Source organism: Streptomyces racemochromogenes, assembly GCF_039535215.1.
Classification (GTDB): Bacteria; Actinomycetota; Actinomycetes; order Streptomycetales; family Streptomycetaceae; genus Streptomyces; species Streptomyces racemochromogenes.
Genome location: NZ_BAAAWT010000001.1, coordinates 1,146,870 through 1,169,312 on the forward strand (window position 1 = coordinate 1,146,870; position 22,443 = coordinate 1,169,312).

General features: G+C 72.3%; 21 protein-coding genes. 3 read left to right on the plus strand and 18 right to left on the minus strand.

Annotation, left to right across the window (positions count from 1 at the left end; translation table 11 throughout):
• Nucleotides 1–54: 54 nt before the first annotated feature.
• The 6 genes from hydA to ggt all read right to left on the minus strand — a co-directional run bounded on the left by hydA (nucleotide 55) and on the right by ggt (nucleotide 7,340).
• Complete coding sequence (gene hydA, locus ABD973_RS05370; RefSeq protein ID WP_345498847.1) at nucleotides 55–1,446, minus strand: dihydropyrimidinase; 1,392 nt, start codon at nucleotides 1,444–1,446, stop codon at nucleotides 55–57.
• Between the two features lie 10 nt (nucleotides 1,447–1,456).
• Complete coding sequence (locus ABD973_RS05375) at nucleotides 1,457–2,752, minus strand: aspartate aminotransferase family protein (protein WP_241253423.1); 1,296 nt, start codon at nucleotides 2,750–2,752, stop codon at nucleotides 1,457–1,459.
• Entirely contained in the window at nucleotides 2,749–3,591 is an 843-nt protein-coding gene (locus ABD973_RS05380; RefSeq protein ID WP_125823063.1) for a nitrilase-related carbon-nitrogen hydrolase, read from the minus strand. The genes ABD973_RS05375 and ABD973_RS05380 overlap by 4 nt, the downstream gene beginning before the upstream one ends.
• 167 nt (nucleotides 3,592–3,758) lie before the next feature.
• Complete coding sequence (locus ABD973_RS05385) at nucleotides 3,759–5,132, minus strand: hypothetical protein (RefSeq protein WP_345498850.1); 1,374 nt, start codon at nucleotides 5,130–5,132, stop codon at nucleotides 3,759–3,761.
• Nucleotides 5,133–5,155: 23 nt separating this feature from the next.
• Nucleotides 5,156–5,317 carry a hypothetical protein gene (locus tag ABD973_RS05390; protein WP_164720984.1) on the minus strand — a complete coding sequence of 54 codons (162 nt, stop codon included), beginning with the start codon at nucleotides 5,315–5,317 and terminating at the stop codon, nucleotides 5,156–5,158.
• Nucleotides 5,318–5,540: 223 nt separating this feature from the next.
• Entirely contained in the window at nucleotides 5,541–7,340 is a 1,800-nt protein-coding gene (gene ggt / locus ABD973_RS05395) for a gamma-glutamyltransferase (protein ID WP_345498852.1), read from the minus strand.
• Nucleotides 7,341–7,441: 101 nt separating this feature from the next.
• On the opposite strand from ggt, the gene ABD973_RS05400 reads away from it, so the two are divergent.
• Complete coding sequence (locus ABD973_RS05400) at nucleotides 7,442–8,164, plus strand: hypothetical protein (RefSeq protein ID WP_125823061.1); 723 nt, start codon at nucleotides 7,442–7,444, stop codon at nucleotides 8,162–8,164.
• On the opposite strand, the gene ABD973_RS05405 is transcribed toward ABD973_RS05400, so the two are convergent.
• The 5 genes from ABD973_RS05405 to murJ all read right to left on the minus strand — a co-directional run bounded on the left by ABD973_RS05405 (nucleotide 8,124) and on the right by murJ (nucleotide 13,861).
• Nucleotides 8,124–9,392 carry a cytochrome P450 gene (locus ABD973_RS05405; RefSeq protein ID WP_125823060.1) on the minus strand — a complete coding sequence of 423 codons (1,269 nt, stop codon included), beginning with the start codon at nucleotides 9,390–9,392 and terminating at the stop codon, nucleotides 8,124–8,126. The genes ABD973_RS05400 and ABD973_RS05405 overlap by 41 nt on opposite strands.
• A gap of 113 nt (nucleotides 9,393–9,505) precedes the next feature.
• Nucleotides 9,506–10,024 carry a hypothetical protein gene (locus ABD973_RS05410; protein WP_125823059.1) on the minus strand — a complete coding sequence of 173 codons (519 nt, stop codon included), beginning with the start codon at nucleotides 10,022–10,024 and terminating at the stop codon, nucleotides 9,506–9,508.
• Nucleotides 10,021–11,466 (minus strand): ATP-binding protein, encoded by a 1,446-nt coding sequence (locus ABD973_RS05415; RefSeq protein WP_345498856.1) that lies wholly within the window; start codon nucleotides 11,464–11,466, stop codon nucleotides 10,021–10,023. The genes ABD973_RS05410 and ABD973_RS05415 overlap by 4 nt, the downstream gene beginning before the upstream one ends.
• 3 nt (nucleotides 11,467–11,469) lie before the next feature.
• Nucleotides 11,470–12,150, minus strand: coding sequence for a response regulator transcription factor (locus ABD973_RS05420; protein WP_125823058.1), 681 nt, complete (start codon nucleotides 12,148–12,150; stop codon nucleotides 11,470–11,472).
• A gap of 40 nt (nucleotides 12,151–12,190) precedes the next feature.
• A complete protein-coding gene (gene murJ / locus ABD973_RS05425) occupies nucleotides 12,191–13,861 on the minus strand; it encodes a murein biosynthesis integral membrane protein MurJ (protein ID WP_125823057.1) in 1,671 nt (556 codons plus the stop codon).
• A 311-nt stretch (nucleotides 13,862–14,172) separates the two neighbouring features.
• Between murJ and ABD973_RS05430 the strand changes: the two genes are divergently transcribed.
• On the plus strand, nucleotides 14,173–15,405 hold the full coding sequence (locus ABD973_RS05430; RefSeq protein ID WP_345498859.1) for a L,D-transpeptidase: 1,233 nt from the start codon (nucleotides 14,173–14,175) through the stop codon (nucleotides 15,403–15,405).
• Between the two features lie 130 nt (nucleotides 15,406–15,535).
• The gene (locus ABD973_RS05435; protein WP_345498861.1) at nucleotides 15,536–17,122 is read left to right on the plus strand and encodes a CocE/NonD family hydrolase; all 1,587 of its coding nucleotides are present in this window, start codon (nucleotides 15,536–15,538) and stop codon (nucleotides 17,120–17,122) included.
• 25 nt (nucleotides 17,123–17,147) lie between these two features.
• Here ABD973_RS05435 and ABD973_RS05440 read toward each other — a convergent pair whose 3' ends face one another.
• The 7 genes from ABD973_RS05440 to ABD973_RS05470 form a co-directional block, all read right to left on the minus strand.
• Nucleotides 17,148–18,026 carry an amino acid ABC transporter permease gene (locus ABD973_RS05440; RefSeq protein WP_125823054.1) on the minus strand — a complete coding sequence of 293 codons (879 nt, stop codon included), beginning with the start codon at nucleotides 18,024–18,026 and terminating at the stop codon, nucleotides 17,148–17,150.
• Complete coding sequence (locus tag ABD973_RS05445) at nucleotides 18,023–18,667, minus strand: amino acid ABC transporter permease (protein ID WP_125823053.1); 645 nt, start codon at nucleotides 18,665–18,667, stop codon at nucleotides 18,023–18,025. The genes ABD973_RS05440 and ABD973_RS05445 overlap by 4 nt, the downstream gene beginning before the upstream one ends.
• Nucleotides 18,668–18,684: 17 nt before the next feature.
• Nucleotides 18,685–19,590: a glutamate ABC transporter substrate-binding protein gene (locus tag ABD973_RS05450; protein ID WP_125823052.1), complete on the minus strand. Its 906-nt coding sequence runs from the start codon at nucleotides 19,588–19,590 to the stop codon at nucleotides 18,685–18,687.
• Between the two features lie 11 nt (nucleotides 19,591–19,601).
• Nucleotides 19,602–20,345 carry an amino acid ABC transporter ATP-binding protein gene (locus tag ABD973_RS05455; protein WP_125824229.1) on the minus strand — a complete coding sequence of 248 codons (744 nt, stop codon included), beginning with the start codon at nucleotides 20,343–20,345 and terminating at the stop codon, nucleotides 19,602–19,604.
• Between the two features lie 130 nt (nucleotides 20,346–20,475).
• Nucleotides 20,476–20,916, minus strand: coding sequence for a DUF6278 family protein (locus ABD973_RS05460; RefSeq protein WP_125823051.1), 441 nt, complete (start codon nucleotides 20,914–20,916; stop codon nucleotides 20,476–20,478).
• A gap of 63 nt (nucleotides 20,917–20,979) precedes the next feature.
• Nucleotides 20,980–21,759: an exodeoxyribonuclease III gene (locus ABD973_RS05465; RefSeq protein WP_125823050.1), complete on the minus strand. Its 780-nt coding sequence runs from the start codon at nucleotides 21,757–21,759 to the stop codon at nucleotides 20,980–20,982.
• A gap of 30 nt (nucleotides 21,760–21,789) precedes the next feature.
• Nucleotides 21,790–22,422 carry an MBL fold metallo-hydrolase gene (locus ABD973_RS05470; protein ID WP_125823049.1) on the minus strand — a complete coding sequence of 211 codons (633 nt, stop codon included), beginning with the start codon at nucleotides 22,420–22,422 and terminating at the stop codon, nucleotides 21,790–21,792.
• Between the last annotated feature and the right edge of the window lie 21 nt (nucleotides 22,423–22,443).

Below are 22,443 nucleotides of genomic sequence, written 5' to 3' on the forward strand. Positions count from 1 at the left end.
GCTCCTTGCTGCTGCGTGCGGGCTTGCGGGCTTGCGGGCTTGCGGGCTTGCGGCTTACTGGTACTGGCAGGTGGAGCGGTGGACGAAGGCTCCGTGGCCGGCCCGGCCGGTGTACTCGCGCCGGTCGATGACGATCTCGCCCCGGGAGAGGACCGTGTCGACGCGTCCGGTGATCCGCCTGCCCTCGTACGCCGAGTAGTCCACGTTCATGTGGTGCGTCTCGGCGGAGATGACCTGCTCGGCGTGCGGATCGTAGAGGACGATGTCGGCGTCGGAGCCGGGGGCGATGGTGCCCTTCTGCGGGTAGAGGCCGAACATCCGGGCCGGGGTCGCGCAGGCGATCTCGATCCAGCGGCGGCGGCTGATGTGCCCGTCCAGGACGGCCTGGTGCAGGAGGTCCATGCGGTTCTCCACTCCCGGCAGCCCGTTCGGGATCTTGGAGAAGTCGCCCCGGCCCAGCTCCTTCTGGCCGCGGAAGCAGAAGGGGCAGTGGTCGGTGGAGACCACCTGGAGGTCGTTGGTGCGCAGGCCGCGCCAGAGGGCGGCCTGGTGCTCGCGGGGGCGCAGCGGGGTGGAGCAGACGTACTTGGCGCCCTGGAAGTCCGGCTCCGCCAGGTTGTCGGTGGACAGGAAGAGGTACTGGGGGCAGGTCTCGCCGAAGACCGGCAGGCCCTTGTCCCGGGCGGCGGCCAGCTCCGCGACGGCCTCCTCCGCCGACACGTGGACCACGTAGAGGGGGGCGCCGGCGACCCGCGCGAGCTGGATGGCGCGGTGCGTGGCCTCCGCCTCCAGGAGGACCTTGCGGACCTCGCCGTGGTGGCGCGGGTCCGTCTCTCCACGGGCCAGGGCCTGTTCGACGAGGACGTCGATCGCGATGCCGTTCTCGGCGTGCATCATGATCAGCCCGCCGTTGCCCGAGGCCCGCTGCATCGCCCGCAGGATCTGACCGTCATCGGAATAGAAGACGCCCGGATATGCCATGAACAGTTTGAACGAACTCACGCCCTCCTCGACGAGTCCGTCCATTTCCTTGAGGGAGCGCTCGTTGACGTCAGAAACGATCATGTGGAAGGCGTAGTCGATCGCGCATGTGCCGTCGGCCTTCGCGTACCACGTGTCCAAGCCCTCTCGGAGGGAGTGCCCGGGCGTCTGCACCGCGAAGTCGACGATCGTGGTCGTCCCGCCCCAGGCCGCGGCTCTGGTCCCGGTCTCGAACGTGTCCGACGCGAAGGTGCCGCCGAACGGCAACTCCATGTGCGTGTGCGCATCGACCCCGCCCGGGATCACGTATTTCCGCGAGGCGTCGATCACGCGGTCGGCGGTCCACTGCTGGCTGCCCGCCGTCGCCATCGCCACGACCCGGCCGTCCTCGATCAGGACGTCCGCGTGGAGCTCGTCGGAAGCCGTGATGACGAGGCCGCCGCTGATCAGCGTACGGATGCTCATGTGCGTCCCCCTACTGGATGGTGCTCAGAGCCTGTTCGAGGATCCCGGCGCCCTCTTCCGCCTCGGCGACGGTGAGGGAGAGCGGCGGCGCGATGCGCAGCACGCTGGTGTCGTGCCCGCCGCCCTTGCCGAGGAGCAGCCCGCGCTCCCGGGCGGCCTCGAGGACGGCGGCGGCCGCCTGGGGGTCGGCCCGGTCGGTGCCCGGCTCCGTCAGCTCGATGCCGGCCATCAGGCCCCGGCCGCGGACCTCCCGTACGGCCGGCACGGAGGCGGTGACGGCGCGCAGCCGCTCCAGGAGGAGGCCTCCGACGCGGCGGGCGTTGCCCTGGAGGTCGTGGTCCAGCAGGTAGGCCAGGTTGGCCAGGCCGGCCGCCATGGTGACCGGGGAGCCGCCGAAGGTGGAGATGGAGTTGGCGTCGAGGCAGTTCATCACCTCGGCGCGGGCCACGACACCGCCGATGGACATGCCGTTGCCGATGCCCTTGGCGAAGGTGAGGATGTCCGGCGGGCCGTTCTGGGCGTGGGCCTGCCAGCCCCAGAAGTTGTCGCCGGTGCGGCCCCAGCCGGTCTGCACCTCGTCGCTGATCCACAGGATGCCGTGCCGGTCGAGGACCTCGCGGAAGGCCCCGTACAGGCCGTCGGGCGGTGAGGTGAACCCGCCGACTCCCTGGACCGGTTCGGCGATGAGCGCGGCCACTCCGCCGCGCGCCTGTCCCAGTACGTCTTCCAGGTCGGCGACCGCCGCGGCGGTGAAGCCGGCGTCGTCGAGGCCGGCGAAGGGGCCGCGGGTGCGGACCGCGCCGTGGACGTAGTACGTCTGGAGCGGGGAGAGGCTGGTCGGGGACCAGCCCCGGTTGCCGGTGACCGAGACGGTGGAGAAGGACCGGCCGTGGTAGCTGTTGCGCATCGCCAGGATCTGGTTGGAGCGGCGGTACGTGGTGGCGAGCAGCAGGGCGGTGTCGTTGGCCTCGGTGCCGGAGGTGGTGAAGAAGACCCGGGCGTCGGGGATGCCGGACAGGGCGGCGACCCGCTCGGCCAGCTCGATCATGGGCCGGTTGAGGTACAGGGTGGAGGAGTGGATGATCCGCCCGGCCTGTTCGGCGACGGCCTTGGTGACCTCGGGGAGCGCGTGGGCGGTCATCGTGGTGAGGATGCCGCCGAAGAAGTCGAGGTAGCGGTTGCCGTCGGCGTCCCAGACGTGGCGGCCCTCGCCGTGGGTGAGTTCGATGGGGCGGTCGTAGTAGAGCGCGAGCCAGTCGGGCAGGACGGTGCGGTGGCGGCTGTGCAGCGGGATGGGGTTGGTCACGGCTGTACGAGTCCTCCGTAGGCGTCGGGGCGGCGGTCGCGGTAGAAGGCCCACTGGTCGCGGACCTCCTTGATCAGGTCGAAGTCCAGGTCGCGGACGAGGAGTTCCTCCTCCTTGTCGCTGGCGACCTCGCCGACGAACTGGCCGCGGGGGTCGACGAAGTAGCTGGTCCCGTAGAAGTCGTTGTCCCCGTACTCCTCCTGGCCGACGCGGTTGATGGCGGCGATGAAGTACTCGTTGGCGACGGCGGAGGCGGGCTGTTCCAGCTGCCACAGGTACGCCGAGAGGCCCCGGGAGGTGGCGGAGGGGTTGTAGACCAGCTGGGCGCCGCCGAGGCCGAGTTGGCGCCAGCCCTCGGGGAAGTGGCGGTCGTAGCAGATGTAGACGCCGACCTTGCCGACGGCGGTGTCGAAGACCGGCCAGCCGAGGTTGCCCGGGCGGAAGTAGTACTTCTCCCAGAATCCCTTGACCTGCGGGATGTGGTGCTTGCGGTACTTGCCGAGGTAGCTGCCGTCGGCGTCGATGACGGCGGCCGTGTTGTAGTAGAAGCCCTCGCTCTCCAGCTCGAAGACCGGTACGACGATCACCATGCCGGTCTCGCGGGCCAGCTCCTGCATCCGGCGCACGGTGGGGCCGTCGGGGACGGGCTCGGCCCAGCGGTAGTGCTCGGGTTCCTGGACCTGGCAGAAGTAGGGGGCGTTGAACACCTCCTGGAAGCCGATGATCCGCGCGCCCTGGGCGGCCGCCCGGCGGGCGTGCGCCTCGTGCTTGGCGATCATCGACTCGGTGTCTCCGGTCCAGGTGGCCTGGACGAGTGCGGCGCGGACGACTTGGGCCATGAGCTGCTCCTCGCGACGGGAACGCCGGCTTCTACGCACGTAGACGGTGTGCGTAGGGAGTCGAAGGTAGGCCTCGTCACAGCGTGGGGCAAGACCGCCTTGCGCGATTGGAGTAGTCGATCACGTTACGTCGATACGTGGGCGTTTGCGGTCAGCAGACGGGCGGTTCAGGCCACCGGGATTCCCGCCACCCGCAGGGCGTGCGCCAGGTCGCGGTGCCGGGCTGCGGACAGGGCCCCGGCGGCGCGCAGCAGCCGGGGGGCGAACCAGTGCGGGTCCCGGCGGGCCAGGCCGGCCGCCTCCTCGGCGGTGCGCAGCCGGACGAAGGCGCCGAGCAGGGCCTGGGCCTCGCGGTCCCGGCCGGCCGCACCGAGGGCGACGGCGGCCTCGGCGACCTCGGCGGCGGGGCGGGCCACGCCCTGGCGCAGCAGCCCGTCGCAGTCGGCCTCCCGGCCCGCCGCGCCGAGGGCGGCGGCGGCCGCGGCGAGCCGGTCGGGCGGGAGGGAGGCCGCCTCCCAGAGCAGGGTGGCCCAGTCGGCGGCGAGTCCGGCGCGGCCGAGCTCGGCGGCGAGGGCGGGCAGTGCGGGGGCGGGCCAGGCGGCGGCCTCGCAGAGCATGGCGTGCGCCTCGCCGCTCCGGCCCTGGGCGCGCAGCGCGAGCAGCTCGGCGGTGAACCCGCCGCGCGGACCGGCCGCCGGGGCCGGGGCGGGGGCCGGGGCGGGGGCGTCCCAGAGGGAGGGCTCGTCGGGGATGGCCTCCGGTGCCGCCGGGCCGGGGGCCGGGCGGAGGTAGCGTGCGCCGCGCGGCAGCGGAGCGGGCAGGTCCGGCACGGCGCCGGCGGGCCGGACGGCCTCCCCGGGCGGCGCGGGTACCGCGGCGGCGTGCGGCGCCCCCGCGTACCGGGCTCCCCCGCCCCGCCGGCCGCCGCCCCGCAGCCACCGCCCGCCCTCCCGCTGCGCGGGCACCCCGGGCAGCACCTCGGCCTCCGGCTCCGGCGGCAGGAGCCGCGGGTCCGGCCCCGGGGTCGGGGTCGGGTTCGGGGCGACCGGGCCGAGGGCGGTCAGGCGGGCGTGCAGGTCCGCGTGCCGGGCCGCGGCGCGGGCCGCGTCGTCGCGGGTCCAGGCCAGCTCCCGGTTCAGGGCGGCCGCCTCCCCCGGGTCCGTCGCGCCGGCGAGGCGGGCGGTCAGGGTGCGCAGGGCCCGGTCCAGGGCGGCCCGCTGGCCGGCGGCGGTGTCGAGCAGGGTCCGCAGCTCCCCCGCGCCGCCGGGCAGGGCGTCCCACGCGGCGACCGCGGCCGCCCGCAGTGAGGCCGCGTACGCCGCCTCGCCGGCCGCGCCGCCCGGCTCGCCCGGCAGGTCGCCGAGCAGCGATTCCAGTACGTCCCACGGCGGCACCGCGACCCCCTCGAGGCACGCGCGCATCCCCTCCGGATCGCGCCGCAGGAACTCCCCGTACCAGCCGGTGCCGGGATCCAGTCGCTGCGTCAACCCCCGCAGGTAGTCCGTGAGTTGCCCGATCACCAGCGCAGTCGGCGTCTCCATGCACGCATTGCATCCCATCCGTGTTACGGGCGGGCTACGGACATCTCAAACCTTGACGGCGAACCCGCGTCCACGGCACTCCGGGCGTCGGCCCGCCCTCCGCGGGTCGAGCAGGCGGCGGCCAGCAGGGCGGCCGCGAGGAGGGCGCCGAGGAGTGCGAGGCCGAGGCGTGTGGCTGCGTTCATCACTGACACGCCTTCACCGTTCCCGGATCGGGGAACCTGCCACGCCCATTGGTCCGTCCGGCCGCCGGACACGCCCGCGCAGGGGCGGCTGCCGGCCCGCGCGGCCGGGTCGGGGACCCGGCCGCGCAGCACCACCGACGGCCCCCGCGCCGCCCGCGCCGAGCACGCGGTCGCCGTCACCGCGGGCGGCCCGAGGGTACTCACCGCACCGCGGGGGCGGCGGCTACGGCTTGCCGTGCGGCCGTACGACCATCGCCGAGCCGCCGCCCCTGCGGGTGGTCTCGGCCGCCGCCAGCCAGCGGCCGTCGGGCAGCCGCTGGACGCCGGTCGCGGCGCCGATCTCCGGGTTCTGCCGGAAGGCCTGGCCCAGGCCCTCCAGTTCGGCGCGCAGCGGGCTGTTCCACAGGCCCGGCTCCAGCTCGGTGGTGGTCTGGTTGCGCTGGCTGGCGCGCGGGGCCGCGATGGCGTCCACCAGCGGCAGGCCCCGGTCCAGGTGGCCGGTCAGGGTCTGCAGGACGGTGGTGATGATGGTGGCGCCGCCCGGGGAGCCGACCGCGAGGACCGGACGGCCGTGGTCCAGGACGATGGTCGGGGACATGGACGAGCGCGGGCGCTTGCCGGGGCCGGGCAGGTTCGGGTCGGGTACGCCGGGGGCCGCCGGGGCGAAGGAGAAGTCGGTCAGCTCGTTGTTGAGCAGGAAGCCCCGCCCGGGGACGGTGATGGCGCTGCCGCCGGTGGACTCGATGGTCAGGGTGTAGGAGACCACGTTGCCCCAGCGGTCGGCGACCGTCAGGTGCGTGGTGTTCTCCCCCTCGTAGGTGGTGGGGGCGGTCTCCCCCGTGGTGGCGCACGGGACCGGGTTGCGGGGGTCGCCGGGGGCCAGCGGGCTGGTCAGCGTCCGGTCGGGCTTGATCAGGCAGGCGCGGCTGTCGGCGAACCGCTGCGAGAGCAGCTCCCGCGTCGGTACGGACTCGGCGGCCGGGTCGCCGACCCAGCGGCCCCGGTCGGCGAAGGCGATCCGGGAGGCCTCGATGTAGCGGTGCAGGTACTGCGCCTGGGACAGCCCCGACAGGTCGGTGCGCTCCAGGATGTTCAGCGCCTCGCCGACGGTGGTGCCGCCGGAGGAGGACGGCGCCATGCTGTAGACGTCCAGGCCGCGGTACGCGATCTGCGTCGGGGCCTGCCGCTTGGTCGCGTAGGCGCGCAGGTCGGCGGTGGTGAGGTCGCCGGGGCGGACGTTGCGGGTGGCGGCCGGGTCGACGGGGGGTTTGCGGACGGTGTTGACGATGTCCTCGGCGATCGGGCCCCGGTAGAGCGCGCCGGTGCCCTTGCGGGCGAGTTCGGCGTAGGTCGCGGCGAGGTCGGGGTTCTTGAAGGTGGATCCGACCACGGGCAGTTGGCCGCCGGGCAGGAACAGCTCGCGGGTGGCGGGGAAGTCCTTGAAGCGGTCCTGGTTGGCCTCGGTCTGGGCGCGGAAGGTGCTGTCGACCGTGAAGCCGTCGCGGGCCAGCTTCTCGGCGGGGCGCAGGAGCTGGGCGAGCGGGCGGCTGCCCCAGGCGTCGAGGGCGCTCTTCCAGGTGGCGGGGGTGCCGGGGACGCCGACCGAGCGTCCGCTGGTCTGGCCCTCGGCGAAGGGGATGGGGACGCCGTTCTCCTGGAAGAGGGTGGCGGTGGCCGTGGCGGGCGCGGTCTCGCGGCCGTCGATGGTGTGCACCCGGCGGGAGGAGGCGTCGTAGTAGACGAAGTAGCCGCCCCCGCCGATCCCGGCGGAGTACGGCTCGGTGACCCCGAGCGCGGCGGCGACGGCGACGGCGGCGTCCACCGCATTGCCGCCGGCCCGCAGTACGGCGACGCCGGCGGCGGAGGCGTCCGCGTCGACGCTGGCGACGGCTCCGCCGTAGCCGGCGGCGACCGGCACCTTCGGCGGGGTCGCCGTCTGCGAGGGCGGGGCGGCGGCCCCGGTGGAGACGAGCGCCCCGGCGAGGGCGGCGAACGCTAACTGACGTGCGGCGGAAGCACGCATCCGGTTCCTCCAGTCGACTGCCTGTCAGACCTAGGAGCGGCAGCCTAGCTCCGCCCCGGCCCCCGCGTCATGACGGTGGTGTGACGGCTACCATCCGCCGCATGAACGATGACGTCCGCAACATCGTGCTCGGGGTGGTGGCCACGGCCATCAGTGGTGGTTTCGGCTGGTTCGCACGGACCTACCTCTGGCGTCGGGCGCTCCGCCGCAAGCAGGCGTTCTTCGGGCTGCCGGCCGGCTCGGACTGCCTGTTCGTGGTAAACCGCCAGATGGGCGGCACGGAGAACTCGCTGCACCGCAACGACGCCTTCGCGCTGCTGGAGATATCCGCCCTGATAAAGGACTGCGGGGCGACGGTGCAGGTCGTCACCCACCAGGCGCGGCAGGGTTTCGGCGAGCGCGCCGAGTTCTGCGTCGGCGGGCCCGCCTCCAACTCCCGTACGGTGGCGCACCTGCACTCGCTGCTTCCCGGTGTGCGGGTCGACGTGTCCACCGAATCCGGTCCGGACCGGGGGGCGATAGCCGTCGGCGGGGACACGTACCGCTGGGAGCCGGGCCTGGCCGAGTACGTGCTGCTGGCCCGGCTGACCACGGGGCCGGGTACGCGGCCGGTCTTCCTGCTGTCGGGGCAGACCGCCAACAGCAATCAGGCGGCGGCCCGATACCTGGCCCGCAACCACCAGGAGCTGGCGCGCAAGCACCACGGGAAGGCCTTCTGTCTGATGCTGAAGGTGGTCAACTCCGACGCCTACGGGCCGGACGTGACGGAGCTGGTGGCGGACGTCACCGACGCGGCGCGGACACCCGCAGCGGCAGCCGGGTGATGCCGTTGATGAAGTTGGAGACCAGCCGGCGCGGCTCCCCCGCGAGTTCGGGCGCGGGCATCGCCGTACGCCACTCCTCGTAGAGGGTGCGCAGCTGGAGCCGGGCGAAGTGGGCGCCGAGGCAGACGTGCGGGCCGTCGCCGAAGGAGACGTGCGGGTTCGGGGAGCGGCCGAGGTCGAGCCGGCCGGGGTCGGTGAAGACGCGTTCGTCGTGGTTGGCGGAGGCGTGGAAGACGACCACCTTGTCGCCGGCGCGGATCGGTGTCCCGGCGAGTTCGGTGTCGCGGGCGGCGGTGCGGCGGAAGCTGAGTACCGGCGGGTGGACGCGCAGGAGTTCCTCGACGGCCCGGTCCGTGCCGGTGGCGCCGGCGGCGAGCCGGCGGTAGGCGCCCGGGTTCCGGGCGAGGGCGAGGAGGCCTCCGGGTGCCGCGCCGCGTACGGTGTCGTTGCCGGCGACGGTGAGCAGGAAGAAGAACATCTCCAGCTCGGCGGGCTCCAGTCCGGCCTGGGCGAGGGCGGTCATCACGTCGTCCCCGGGGTGGGCGCGCTTGTACGCGGCGAGTTCGCGGGCGTAGCCGAACATCTCGCCGAGCAGGGCCGGGGAGCGCGGGTTCAGCGGCTTGCCGTCGGGGCCGAGGAGGGGTGCGGGGGCGTCGTCGGGGTCCTGGTAGCCGATGACGCGTACGGTCCACTCCAGCAGCAGGCCCCGGTCGGCGGGCGGCACGCCGAGCAGGTCGGTGAGGTTGAGCAGGGCGTACTCGTCGGTGACGGCGCGCACCACGTCGGCGGTGCCGTCCTCGGCGCCGTCGCGGGCGGCGGCGAGGAGGGTACGGGCGCGCCGGCGGGCCCGGTCCGCGAAGGCGTCGACGCGGGCGGGGGTGAAGGCGCGGGAGACCAGGCGGCGCAGCCGGCCGTGGTCGGGAGGGTCCTGGTTGAGCATGGTGCTGCGCAGGAACGGCAGGTCGGCGGGGTCGGGGTCGCGGATCTGGGTGGCCCCGAGCCAGGAGGAGTACGCGGTGTGGTCGCGCAGGACGCGGACGACGTCGGCGTGCCGGGTGACGGCCCAGAAGCCGGGCCCGGCGGGCCAGCCCTGGACTTCGGGCTCCTCCTGCCAGGCGACCGGGTGCCGCTCGCGCAGCAGCCGGTAGCGCTCGTGCGGGACGCCCTCGGCGTAGAGGCGGGGGTCGAAGACGTCGGGGATGCCGGTGGGCCGGGCGGCGCGTTCCATGGCCCACACGGTGGCGGGCTGCCGGGGACCCGCGCAAGGGTACGGGGATCACCGCGAAGGGCACCGGCAACGGGGAACCGCGCAAGGGCGCCGGGGGCCACCGCGAGGGGCCGTCAGCCCGTCCGGCCCCCGAACTCGCAGCGGGCCGCCTCCAGCGCGGTGTCGGTGCCGCGCAGCACCACGTCGAAGGCCGGGGCGAGGGTCGACAGGGCGCTGCACACGAGCTGGCGGCGGGCGGTCGGGTCCAGGCCGGCGACGGAGAAGGGGAGCCGTGCCTCCACCCGGTCGCGGGCCGTGAAGCCGACGCCGATCTGTTCCAGCCCCGCTTCGTCGACCGCGGGCAGCCGGGTGCCGAGCCCGGCTTCCAGTTCCGGGGCTCCGGGACCGGTGAGGAGTCCGGTCAGGCTGCCGCGGGGGCCGTCGCGGGTGTGCTCGGGCTGCGGTGCGGGCACGAGCCGTCCCTCGGGGGTGACGAAGTAGGCCATGGAGGTGCGGGCGGGCGCGGCGACGGCCACCTTGGCGGCCGCGCCGCTCTCGACGACCCCGGTCGGCTTGATCCCGCAGCCGGTGAGCAGCAGCGCCGGGCCGAGCAGGGCGGCGGCGCGGGCGGCGAGGGACCGCGTACGGCTCATGCGGTTGCCTCCAGCGGCATGTCGAGGGTGAACACGGCTCCCCCGTCGGCTCCGTTGGCGGCGGTCAGGGTGCCGCCGTGGAGGCGGACGTTCTCCAGGGTGATGGCGAGTCCGAGGCCGCTGCCGGCGGAGCGGGCGCGGGCGGCGTCGGCCTTGAAGAACCGGTCGAAGATGTGCGGGAGGACCCCCTCGGCGATGCCCGGCCCGCTGTCGGCGACCTCCAGCAGCAGGCGTGGCCCGCCGGGGTGCTCCTGTGTGCGTACGGCGACCCGTACGGGGGCCTCGCCGTGCCTCAGGGCGTTGCCGACGAGGTTGGCGAGGACCACGTCGAAGCGGCGCGGGTCGAGCCGGGCGCGGATCCCTCCGGGGAGGTCGGTGGTGACCCGGTCGTCGTCCCAGCGGCGGCGTTCCAGGGTCTTGCCGACGGCCTCGGCGACGTCCACGTCGTCGAGGTTGAGTTCGGCGGCGCGGGCGTCGAAGCGGGAGATCTCCATCAGGTCCTCGACGAGGACGGCGAGCTTGCCGGTCTCGGCGCTGATCAGCCGCAGGGCCTTGGCGGTGTCGGGGTCGAGGCCGGCGGCGTCCTCGTCGAGCACCTCGGTGACCGCGAGCATCCCGGCGAGCGGGGTGCGCAGTTCGTGGGAGACGTCGGCGGCGAAGCGGCGGGCCCGGGCCTCCGCCTCCCGCAGTTCGGTGACGGATTCCTCCAGGGCGCCGGCGGTCTCGTTGAAGGTGCGGGCGAGGCCGGCGAGTTCGTCGGCGCCCTTGACGGCGATGCGGGTGTCGAGACGGCCCCGGCCCAGGTTCTGGGCGGCGCGGCGCATGTCGCGTACGGGGCGCAGGACGCTGCGCGCGGCGAGCAGGGCGGGTACGAGGGAGATGGCCAGGCCCGGTACGGCGCCCTGTTTGGCGGCTTCGACCATGGCGTCGACGGTCTGCCGTTCGCTGGTGAGCGGCATGACGGCGTAGACGGTGACGCCGGTGGGCTCGCGGCTGCCGTCGCGGGTGAAGACGGCGGGCATGCCGATGGTCAGGTAGGGCTCGCCGCGGCCGTCCTGCACCCGCTGGAAGGCGCCGTGCGGGTTGGCCGCGACCTGCTCGCGCAGCTTCTCGGTGAGGACGGCTGAGGTGGTGGGGGTGCCGTTGGAGGAGGCGCGCAGGGTGCCGTACTCGCCGTAGACCACCCAGGAGTGGGGTTTGCCGCGTTTGCCCAGGTCGTTGACGAGGCGCTGGAGCTGCTGGCGGTCCATGGGCAGGCTCATGCCCTGGCCCTCCAGCTGGTCGCGCAGGGTGCTGACCGCGGTGTCCTGGCTCTGGGTCAGTACGGCCCTGCGGGCCTGCCGGTAGGTGAGGGCGGCGGTGCTGACGGCGCAGATGGCGGCGACGAGCAGGAACGCGGCGATCAGCCGGGTGCGCAGGCCGAGCGGCGGGAGACGGCGCACGGCCTAGAGGGGGCCGAAGCGGTAGCCGAAGCCCCGCACGGTCTGTATGTAGCGGGGGTGGCGGTCGGGGTCCTCGACCTTGTTGCGCAGCCGGCGTACGCAGGCGTCCACGAGCCGGGCGTCGGCGTGGTAGCTGTGCTCCCACACGTATTCCAGCAGCTGCTGCCGGGAGAAGACCTGTTCGGGTGAGGCCGACAGGTGGAGCAGGAGCTTGATCTCGCTGGGTGCGAGGGCGACGCGTTCGCCGTTCTTGGCGACGGTCAGTCCGGCGCGGTCGATGGCGAGTTCGCCGTGGTGTTCCACGCCGGGCGGGCCGCCGGGGCCCTTGAGGCGGCGCAGGACGGCCTTGATCCGGGCTTCGATGATCTCGGTGCGGGCTGGTTTGACGATGTAGTCGTCGGCCCCGGCCTCCAGGCCGACGACGATGTCGAAGTCGTCGCCGCGTGCGGTGAGCATGATGATGGGGACCTGGCTGGTCTCGCGGATCCGGCGGCAGACCTGTACGCCGTTGATGCCGGGCAGCATCAGGTCCAGGAGGACCAGCTCGGGGCGGAAACCCCCGATGAGGGCCAGTCCTTCCTCGCCGGTGGCGGCGGCGCTCACCTCGTGGCCGCGGCGGCGCAGGCCGAGGCCGACCCCTTCCCGGATGGAAGGGTCGTCCTCGATCAGTAGTACGCGTGGCATCCGGTCAGTATTCCAGGGTGGTTCATGGGGTTTCCTCCCGCTATCGGCCGGCCTTCCGGCGCAGGGAGTCCAGCAGGTCGGTGATCTCGGCCAGGCGCAGCGGCCGGGCGAGGAGTACGACGACCAGGGCGAGCGCGGCGGTTCCCGCTCCGGCGGCGGCGAAGGAACCGAGGCCGTCGGCGGCGCGGGCGGCCGCGTACGCGGCGCCGGCGGCGGGCAGGCAGGCGGCGAGCAGCCGCAGGTGGGTGGCGAGGGCGGTGGTGCGGCCCTTCGGGCGCGGGCCGAGCCGCCGGGAGAGGGCGCAGGCGGTGACGGCGGCGCCGCCGATGAAGGCGAGGGAGGTGGCCGCGGCCATGCCGGTGACGGCCCAGCGCACGGGCAGCAGCAGGTAGGCGGCGTAGGACAGGCCGGCGTTGAGGGCGACGATGACCAGGTTCAGGAAGAAGGGGGTGCGGGTGTCGGAGAGGGCGTAGAAGCCGCGGGCGAGCGCGTACTGGGCGGAGTAGGCGATCAGGCCGGGCGCGAAGGCGGCGAGCATGCCGGCCATGGCCGCGACCTCGGCGGGGGTGACCTTGCCGTATCCGGAGACGCAGTCCATCACCCAGGGGGCGAGTGCGGCGAAGAGCGCGGCGGCGGGGACCACGAGGGCGGCGCTGGAGCGCAGGGCGTACGAGACGTCCTCGCGGACGGCGGTGAGGTCGCCGTCGGCGGCGGCCGAGCTCATCCGGGGCATGAGGGCGGTGACCAGGGAGACGGTGATGATGCCCTGGGGGACGATCCACAGCTGGTAGGCGCTGGTGTAGGCGGCGTAGCCGTAGCCGGGGGCCCGGTCGCCGACGGTGGTGGAGAGCTTGGTCACCACCCAGTAGGCGAACTGGTTGCTGAGGACGAGCACGACCAGCCATCCCGCGTTGCGCAGGGGGCGGGTGAGGCCGCTGCCGCGCCAGTCGAAGCGGGGGCGCCAGCGGAAGCGGGCGGCGCGCAGCGAGGGGACGAGGGCGAGGGCCTGGAGGGCGATCCCGGCGGTGGTGCCGATGCCCAGCAGCCGGGTGTCGGCGGCGTCGAGGGCGTCGCGGCCGCCGCCGGAGGCGTACAGGAAGAAGCCGAAGACGCCGATGATGACGATGTTGTTGAGGACCGGGGTCCACATCATGGCGCCGAACCGGCCGCGCGCGTTGAGTACTTGGCCGAGCAGGGTGAAGAGCCCGTAGAAGAGGATCTGCGGGAGGCAGAAACGGGCCAGGGCGACGACCGTGGCGCGCTGGGCGTCCGTGTAGGAGGCGGGGGTGTACGCGTCCACGATCAGCGGTGCGGCGAGGACGGCGGCGGCGGTGAGCGCGAGGAGCGCCGCGGTGCAGGCGGTCAGCAGCCGGTCGGTGTACGCGGCTCCGCCGTCGCGGTGTTCCTTGGCTGCCCGGACCAGCTCGGGGACGAAGACGGCGTTGAGGGCGCCTCCGATGAGCAGCATGTAGAGGATGTTCGGGACGGTGTTGGCGACGGTGTAGCCGTCTCCGAGGAATCCGGCGCCCAGTGCGGCGAGGACCACGGCGGAGCGGACGAAGCCGGTGGCGCGGGAGACGACGGAGCCGGCGGCCATCAGCGCACCGCTGCGCAGCACCGAGGCCTTCGCCGGGGCCCCGGCCGCCGCAGTCGCGGGTGCCGGGGCCGCGGGTGCCGCGCCCGGCGCCGCGCTGCTGGTGGATCCGTACATCGGTCTTTCCCTTCGCCGAGCCGAAGACGGAGGGTAACCCGGTGGCCGGGTCGGGGCGAATTCACCTCCCGGTAGGGTCCTTTGGCCCCCGCCACGGCGCGGAAGGGCCCTTTTCCCGCCCCGGACGAGCCCGTTGGCCAATTCCGGACGGCCGGATTCCACAAGTCCCCGAATGTGACCGGACGGCAACAGTTCCGCTGCGGCCCATGTCACAACGGCCCCGGGGAGTTTTTGCGCGGAATGCGCAACCTAATGTGGCCGCGTTCGCTCCTTACCTGAGGACGACCGTTATTTCTTCGGAGGGGTTTTCGTTGAGCCGTACACGCCGCACCGCACTTCCGCGCCGCCGCACCCGTCACGCCGTGCTGGCGGGCACCGCGCTGCTGACCCTCGCCCTCAGCGCCTGCGGGAGCGGCGGTACGGACGGGAAGGCGGGCGGCGACGGCAAGGGGGGCGGGACGGAGAAGGGCCCGGACATGGCGATCTCGGTGAACCTCACGGGCGACCAGGTCAAGGCCGGCGAGCCGGTGAAGGTGACCCTCGCCGACGGCAAGTTCTCCCTGGTCAAGGTGGTCGACGGCAAGGGCGGGGAGCTGGCGGGGCAGATATCCGCCGACGGCCGGACCTGGACCTCGGAGCGCAACGCCTCCCCCGGCACCGACTACAAGGTCGAGGCGCAGAACACCGCCAGCCAGAGCGCGACCACCCAGTTCAAGACCTCGCCCGCGGACAAGGTGAACAAGGTCTCCATCAACATCCCGAAGGGCAGCACGGTGGGCGTCGCGATGCCCGTCTCGCTGGTCTTCGACAATCCGGTGAAGAACAAGGCCGAGGTCGAGAAGCAACTGAAGGTGACCACCTCGAACAACACCGAGGGCGCCTGGGGCTGGTTCAAGGACTATTCCGGGAAGGACCGGGTGGACTGGCGGCCGAAGGAGTACTGGAAGTCCGGCACCGACGTGAAGGTCGACATGCACCTGAACGGAGTGGACTCCGGTTCCGGCGGCGGGCTCTTCGCGCGCGATTACAACACCGAGTTCAAGATAGGCAAGGACCGCCGGATGGAGGTCAGCCTCGACACCATGAAGATGACGGTGACCGAGGACGGCCAGACGGTGAAGACGATCCCGGTCTCGGCGGGCACGCCCGGCGGCCAGAAGGCCTCCTGGTCCGGGAAGATGGTGCTGATGGCGAAGGAGGGCACCATCCGGATGGACTCCCAGACGGTGGGCCTGGGCGACTCCTACGACAAGATGGTCGACTACTCGATGCGGCTGACCTGGTCGGGCATGTACGCGCACGCCGCGCCCTGGAACTCCGCCAACTTCGGCCGCGTGAACTCCAGCTCGGGCTGCGTGGGCATGAGCGACGCCGAGGCCAAGTCCTTCTACGAGCGGGTGCAGGTCGGCGATCCCTTCGAGGTGGTCGGCAGCGGTTCGAAGGGCAACGCCGAGCTCGGCAACGGGTACGGCGAGTGGAACCTGTCGTGGGACCAGTGGAAGGCGAAGAGCGCCCTGGCCGGCGGCGGCTCCCCGCAGGGCTGACCGTACGGGCGGCCGACCGGCCCCTCCCCAATTGTTACCGCTACGTAACTTACTCACGGGTTACCTCGGGTAAGCCCCTCCCGTTACCGTCGGGTCACTTTTGGACACCGGCGCACGCGAGGAGCGATCGATGAGAACCCGCCCCACCACCGCAGCGGCCGTGGCCGCCCTGCTCGCGGCGACCGCGCTGGGCCTGTCCCCCCATCAGGCCCAGGCGGCGCCGACCGCCGCCACCTCACAGACCGGCACCTCCTCGCAGGTGCGCTTCCACGACATCCCCGGCTCGGGCGGCATCACCCTCAAGGGCAACGTCTTCACCCCGGCCGGCGCCGAGCCCGGCCGGAAGTACCCGCTGATCGTGCTCCCCACCAGCTGGGGCATGCCGCAGATCGAATACATCGCCCAGGCCAAGCAGCTCGCCGACTCCGGCTACGTCGTGGTGAGTTACACCTCCCGCGGCTTCTGGCTCTCCGGCGGGCAGATCGAGACCGCGGGGCCGGCGGACATCGCCGACGTCTCCGCCGTCATCGACTGGGCCCTGGCCAACGCCCCCGCCGACCCCGGCCGCATCGGCCTCGGCGGGGTCTCCTACGGGGCGGGCATCAGCCTGCTGGCCTCCGCGCACGACCCGCGCGTCAAGGCCGTGGTGGCCCTCAGCGGCTGGGCCGACCTCATCGAGTCCATCTACTCCGGCCGCACCCAGCACCTCCAGGCCGCCGGCATGCTGGGCGCCGCCGGCCACCTCACCGGCCGCCCCGGACCCGAACTCCAGCAGATCCTCGGCGACTTCCTCGGCTCGAAGCTGGAGAACGAGCAGGCGATGATCGAGTGGGGGAAGAAGCGCTCCGCCTCCGAGCAGGTCGGCCGGATCAACGCCAACGGCGCCGCGATCATGCTCGGCAACGCCTGGGGCGACACGATCTTCCCGCCCAACCAGTACGCCGAGTTCTTCGAGAAGCTGACCGGCCCCAAGCGCCTGGAGTTCCGCCCCGGCGACCACGCCACCGCCGAGGCCACCGGACTGCTGGGCCTGCCCAACGACACCTGGACCAACGCCCACCGCTGGTTCGACCGCTACCTCAAGGGCGAACGCAACGGGGTCGACACCGAAGCCCCCGTGCAGATCAAGTCCCGCAGCACCGACGGGTACGAGGGCTACGCGGACTGGAAGTCGGTCGGCTCCGGCGGCACCGAGAGGCTCCCGCTCACCGGCAGCGAGCACGTCTGGGCCAACGTCGACTCCGGCGCCAACGGCGGGATCCTCTTCCTCTCCAGCATCCTCGACCAGTTCGCCAAGGCCCCGCCGGCCGCCTCGATCCCGCTGCTCCCCCGCGCCTTCGCCGCCGTCTGGCAGTCCCCGCGCTACGAGGACGAGCGCCGGATCCGCGGCACCGTGCGCCTGCACACCACCGTCACGCCCACCAAGGGCGACGGCACCTTCGTCGCCTACCTCTACGACGTCGGCCCGCTCGGCATCGGCAAGCTCGTCAGCAACGCCCCGTACACCTTCCACGGGAAGACGCCCGGCCAGTCCTTCGGGGTCGACCTGGACCTCTTCTCCACCGCCTACGACGTCCCCGAGGGCCACCGCCTGGCCCTCGTCGTCGACACGGTCGACCCGCTCTACATCGAGCACAACCCCGCCGGCGCGCAGCTGACCTTCTCCTCGCCGCGCACCGATCCCTCGTACGTCTCGGTGCCGCTGCGCGAGCAGTGATCCGCGGCCGCTGCCGGGGGGCCGTCTATCTCCCCGGCAGCACCGTGCCCGGTTCGGCGGGCGCGACCTCGACCGCCCTGGTCTTCAGGCTGCGCCGCTCGCGCCGCGCGACCCAGGTGGCGAACCAGGACAGCAGCATGCACATGCCGATGTAGACCGGCGAGACGATCATCACGACGGGGATGAAGGGCAGGTCGTAGTCCAGGTTGGAGGCGATCAGCTTGCCCGCGTGCAGGAACTCCTCGTAGGTGATCAGGAAGCCCAGCGAGGTGTCCTTGAGGGCCACCACCAGCTGGCTGATGATCGCGGGCAGCATCGCCCGGACCGCCTGCGGTGCCAGGACGAAGGTCATCACCTGCGTCTTGCGCATGCCCAGGGCGTACGCCGCCTCGCGCTGGCCCTTCTCCACGGCGTTGACGCCCGTGCGGAACACCTCGGCGAGCACCGAGCCGTTGTACAGCGTCAGCCCCGCCACCAGGGCCGGCAGGGGCTGGACCTTCAGCGCCACGAAGATGAAGAAGATCATCACCAGGACCGGCATGGCCCGGAAGAACTCCACGCACAGGGTGGCGGCCCAGCGCACCGGACGGTGCACCGAGAGCCTGCCGGTCGCGAGCACCGCACCGAGCACCAGCGACAGCACGGAGGCGTACGCGAAGGCCTTCAGGGTGTTGCCGAGCCCTCTGAGCAGCAGCTCCTGGATGCCCTCGTACGCGAAGGGGCTCCACTTGGCGGCGGTGAACTGGTCGGTGTCGAAGAGGAGGTAGAGGATCCACGCCAGCAGGCCGAGGATCACCGCGGTCGAGAGGATCCCGTAGAGGAGGTGGCGGCGCTGGGCCCTGGGCCCGGGCAGGTCGTAGAGGGCCGTGGACTCCAGGTCCCCGTGCAGCGCGTGCGCGGTCATCGGGCGACTCCGTAGCGCTTCTCCAGCACGTTGAAGACCGCGCTGATGGACAGGGTGATGATCAGGTAGCCGACGGCGATCCAGACGAAGGTCCAGATGATGCTGTAGCCCAGCTCGTTGAGGGTCTTGTACGTGCCCAGCAGCTCGGTGACGCTGAAGGCGCCGGCGATGGCGGAGTTCTTCGCGAGCGCGATCAGGGTCGAGCCGATGGGCGGGATGACGGAGCGGAAGGCCTGCGGCAGCACCACCGTCCCCAGGGTCTGCCCGAAGGACATGCCCAGGCTGCGCGCGGCCTCGCCCTGGCCCTTGGGCACGGTGTTGATGCCGGAGCGCAGCGCCTCGCAGATGAAGGCCGAGGTGTAGCAGCCGAGGGTGAGGACGGCGAAGAGCTCGAAGGGCAGGACCAGTCCGAAGCGCGGCAGGCCGAGCATGACGGCGAAGAAGAGCAGGGTGAGGGGGGTGTTGCGCAGCACGGTCACCCAGACCGTGCCGAAGACGCGGAAGGAGCCGACGGGCGCGACGCGGAAGGAGGCCATGAGGAAGCCGAGGACCAGGGCGACGAGCGAGGCGTAGACGGTCAGCTCCACGGTGCCGAGGAAGCCCTCGCCGTAGAGCGCGAAGTTCTCGGTGAGTACGTTCACGGGGGTGCGCTCTCCCTTCAGCCCGCCGGGTAGCGGTCGATGGCGGGCGGCTGGGGGGCGGGCCGGCCGGAGAGGCCGAGGGTGGCCTCGTAGGCCTTCTTCCAGTCGCCGTTCTTCTCGTCGGCCTCCAGCGCGTCGTCGAGGGCGAGCCGCAGGGCGTTGTCGCCACGGGGGACGCCGATGCCGTAGGGCTCCTTCGAGAAGGGCTCGCCGACGACCTTGAGCTCCTCGGGGGCCTTGGCGGCGTAGCCGAGGAGGATGGAGTCGTCGGTGGAGACGGCGTCGACCTGGTAGGAGAGCAGGTTGTCCACGCAGGCCGAGTAGGTGTCGTAGGCGACGAGCACGGCCTTGGGGTACTCCTTCTGGAGCCGCTGGTAGGGGGTGGAGCCGGCGGCGGAGCAGACCTTCTTCCCGGCGAGGTCCTCGGGGCCCTTGATGTCCTTCTCGTTCCCGCGGACGAGGAGGGACTGGCCGGCCATGAAGTAGGGGCCCGCGAAGCCGACCTGCTTCTTGCGGTTGTCGTTGATCGTGTAGGTGCCCACGTAGTAGTCGATCTGGCCGTTCTGCAGGGCGGTCTCGCGGTTGGCGGAGGCGATCGTCTTGAACTCGATGGTCTTGGGGTCGAAGCCGAGCGAGGCCGCCGTCATCTTGGCGATCTCGATGTCGAAGCCGGAGTAGCGGCCGCTGGCGGGGTCCTTCTCCCCCATGTACGGCTGGTCCTCCTTGACGCCGACCACGAGGCGGCCGCGCTTCCTCGCCTTCTCCCAGGTGCGCGAGGCGGGCAGCGAGAAGCCGGTGTCGACCTTGTAGACGGGCAGGTCCTCGGGCTGGGGGCCCTTGACCGGGGGGCTGCCCGACTTGCCGCAGGCGGCGGCCGCGAGGATCAGCGCGGCCAGGGCGAGTGCGCGCAGGGTGTGCTTCATCGGGCCGCCCCTCAGTGCTTGAGGATCTTGGAGAGGAAGTCCCGGGCCCGGTCGCTCTCGGGGGCGGTGAAGAAGGCCTCCGGGGTGCGGTCCTCGATGACGCGGCCGTCGGCCATGAAGACGACGCGGTTCGCGGCGGAGCGGGCGAAGCCCATCTCGTGGGTGACCACGACCATGGTCATCCCGTCGCGGGCGAGCTGCTGCATGACCTCCAGCACCTCGTTGATCATCTCGGGGTCGAGGGCGGAGGTGGGCTCGTCGAAGAGGAGTGCCTTGGGGTTCATGGCGAGGGCGCGGGCGATGGCCACGCGCTGCTGCTGGCCGCCGGAGAGCTGGGCGGGGAACTTGTCCGCCTGACTGGCGAGGCCGACGCGGTCCAGGAGCTCCCGGGAGCGCTTGTCGGCCTCCTCCCTCCTGCGTCCCCGCACCTTGATCTGGGCGAGCGAGACGTTGGCCAGGACGGTCTTGTGCGCGAAGAGGTTGAAGGACTGGAAGACCATGCCGACTTCGGCGCGCAGGCCCGCCAGCTCCCTGCCCTCGGCGGGCAGGGGGTGGCCGTCGAGGGTGATCGTGCCGGACTCGATGGTCTCCAGCCGGTTGATCGTCCGGCAGAGGGTGGACTTCCCGGACCCGGACGGTCCGATGATCACCACCACCTCCCCGCGGCCGACGGTGAGGTTGATGTCCTGGAGGACGTGCAGATTCCCGTAGTGCTTGTTGACGTTCCGCAGCTCGATCAACGGATCGACGGCCATGCGCTGCCCTGCCCACTTGTCGGTGTCGAGGTCAGCGCAAACTATCCAGCCGTCGGGGGTACTTCGCTCCGACACGCCAAAAAGGTACATAAAGTACATTGACCTATAGTGGCCCGCGCCGGCCCCCCGCTCAGCCCTCGGAGGCCTCGGCGTAGGCCTGGCTCAGCTCGGGGGAGCCGGTCATCGCCCAGGACAGGCCCGACTCGATCACGTTGAGCTCCCGCCCGGACGCGAGCCGGATCACCGGCCGGCCGTTGGGCCAGACCCGCCAGCCGGCCCCCGGGAGGCTGCGCACGATCACGGTCCCGAGGTAGAAGCCCGCGTCGTTGCCCAGCCAGGGCACCGCCTCGGGGTCCCGGCGCCAGCGCGGCATCAGCTGGTCCAGGGCCTCCAACGAGGCCGGGGTCTCGTCGAGTTCCAGTCCGGCCGCCCTCGCCTGCGACCGCAGCATCTCGCACTCCGAGAACAGCTCGGCGACGTCCTCGTGATCATCCCCGAGGGTGGCGGCGAGCCCCGCACCCTGTTCCGTTTCGTTCCGGTTCAGCCAGTTCGCCAGGAAAGGGATGTCCATACCGACCAGCGTGGCAGCAGGATCCCCGGCTGGCCACAGGGCGCGCCCCGATCCGTCCGTCTTCTAGACGTCCAGGTCGACGACGACCGGGGCGTGGTCGGAGGCGCCCTTCCCCTTGCGCTCCTCGCGGTCCACGTAGGCGTCCTTGACGGCCTTGGCGAAGGGCTCGTTCCCGTACACCAGGTCGATGCGCATGCCCCGGTTCTTGGGGAAGGCGAGCTGGCGGTAGTCCCAGAAGGTGTACGGGCGGTCGTACTTGAGCGCGCGCGGCATGACGTCGGCCAGGCCGGCGGCGCGCAGGGCCTCCAGGGCGGCCCGTTCGGCGGGGGTGACGTGCGTGAGGCCCTCGAAGACGGCCGGGTCGTACACGTCCTCGTCGGTCGGCGCCACGTTGAAGTCGCCGAGGACCGCGAAGGGGCGGCTGCCGGCCGCGTCCTCGGCGATGGCGGTGGCCAGGGCGCCGAACCAGTTCAGCTTGTAGCCGTAGTGGTCGTGCTCGACCTCGCGGCCGTTGGGCACGTACACGGACCAGACGCGCACCCCGCCGCAGGTGGCGGAGATGGCGCGGGGCTCCTGGACGCCCTCGTAGTCGGGGCCGCCGGGCAGCCCCACGACGACGTCCTCCAGCCCGACGCGGGAGAGCAGGGCCACGCCGTTCCACCGGCCGGTGGCGTTGACGACCGACTCGTAGCCCAGCTCGCGCAGCTCGGCGGCGGGGAACTGCTCCGCGGAGCACTTGGTCTCCTGGACGCACAGCACATCCGTGCCGGAGCTCTCCAGCCAGGCCAGCAGGCGCGGCAGCCGGGCGGTGATCGAGTTGACGTTGTACGTGGCGATACGCATGTACACCAACCTACCGCCCGGCACCGACAGTCAGAGCGCGGCGCTCTCACCTGCGCCGAGGCGGCTGTGCGGGGCGCCGCCGAAGGTGTCCAGGGCCATGTCGTAGATCGGCCGGGCGATGTCGGCGAGGTAGGCGTCGTGGATGTCGATGGCCCGGGCCGGCTTGACCTCGCGGACGTAGTCGATCACCTCGGCGACCTTGTTCCACGGCGCGTGGACCGGCAGCATCAGCGTCTGGACCGGGACGCCGGGCACGGTCAGCGCGTCCCCGGGGTGGAAGAGGGAGCCCTCCACGAGGTAGCCGACGTTCGTGACCCGCGGGATGTCCGGGTGGATCACGGCGTGCAGCTCGCCGTGGACCTGGACCTCGAAGCCGGCGGCGGTGAAGGCGTCGCCGTGGCCCACCGTGTGCACCCGGCCCGGGTAGGCGGCGGCCATCCGGTCCGCCACGCTGCTCAGGGTCCACAGGGCGGCGGCCGGGTTGGCGTCGAGCGCCGCGCGCAGCCGGCCCTCGTCGAAGTGGTCGGGGTGCTCGTGGGTGACCAGCAGGACGTCCGCCCCGAGGCCCGCGTCCGGTTCGCTGAAGGCGCCCGGGTCGATGACGAGCACGCGCCCGTCCTTCTCCAACTGGACGCAGGAGTGCAGCCGTTTGGTGAGCTTCATGATCCCACCATAGGCCGTGGC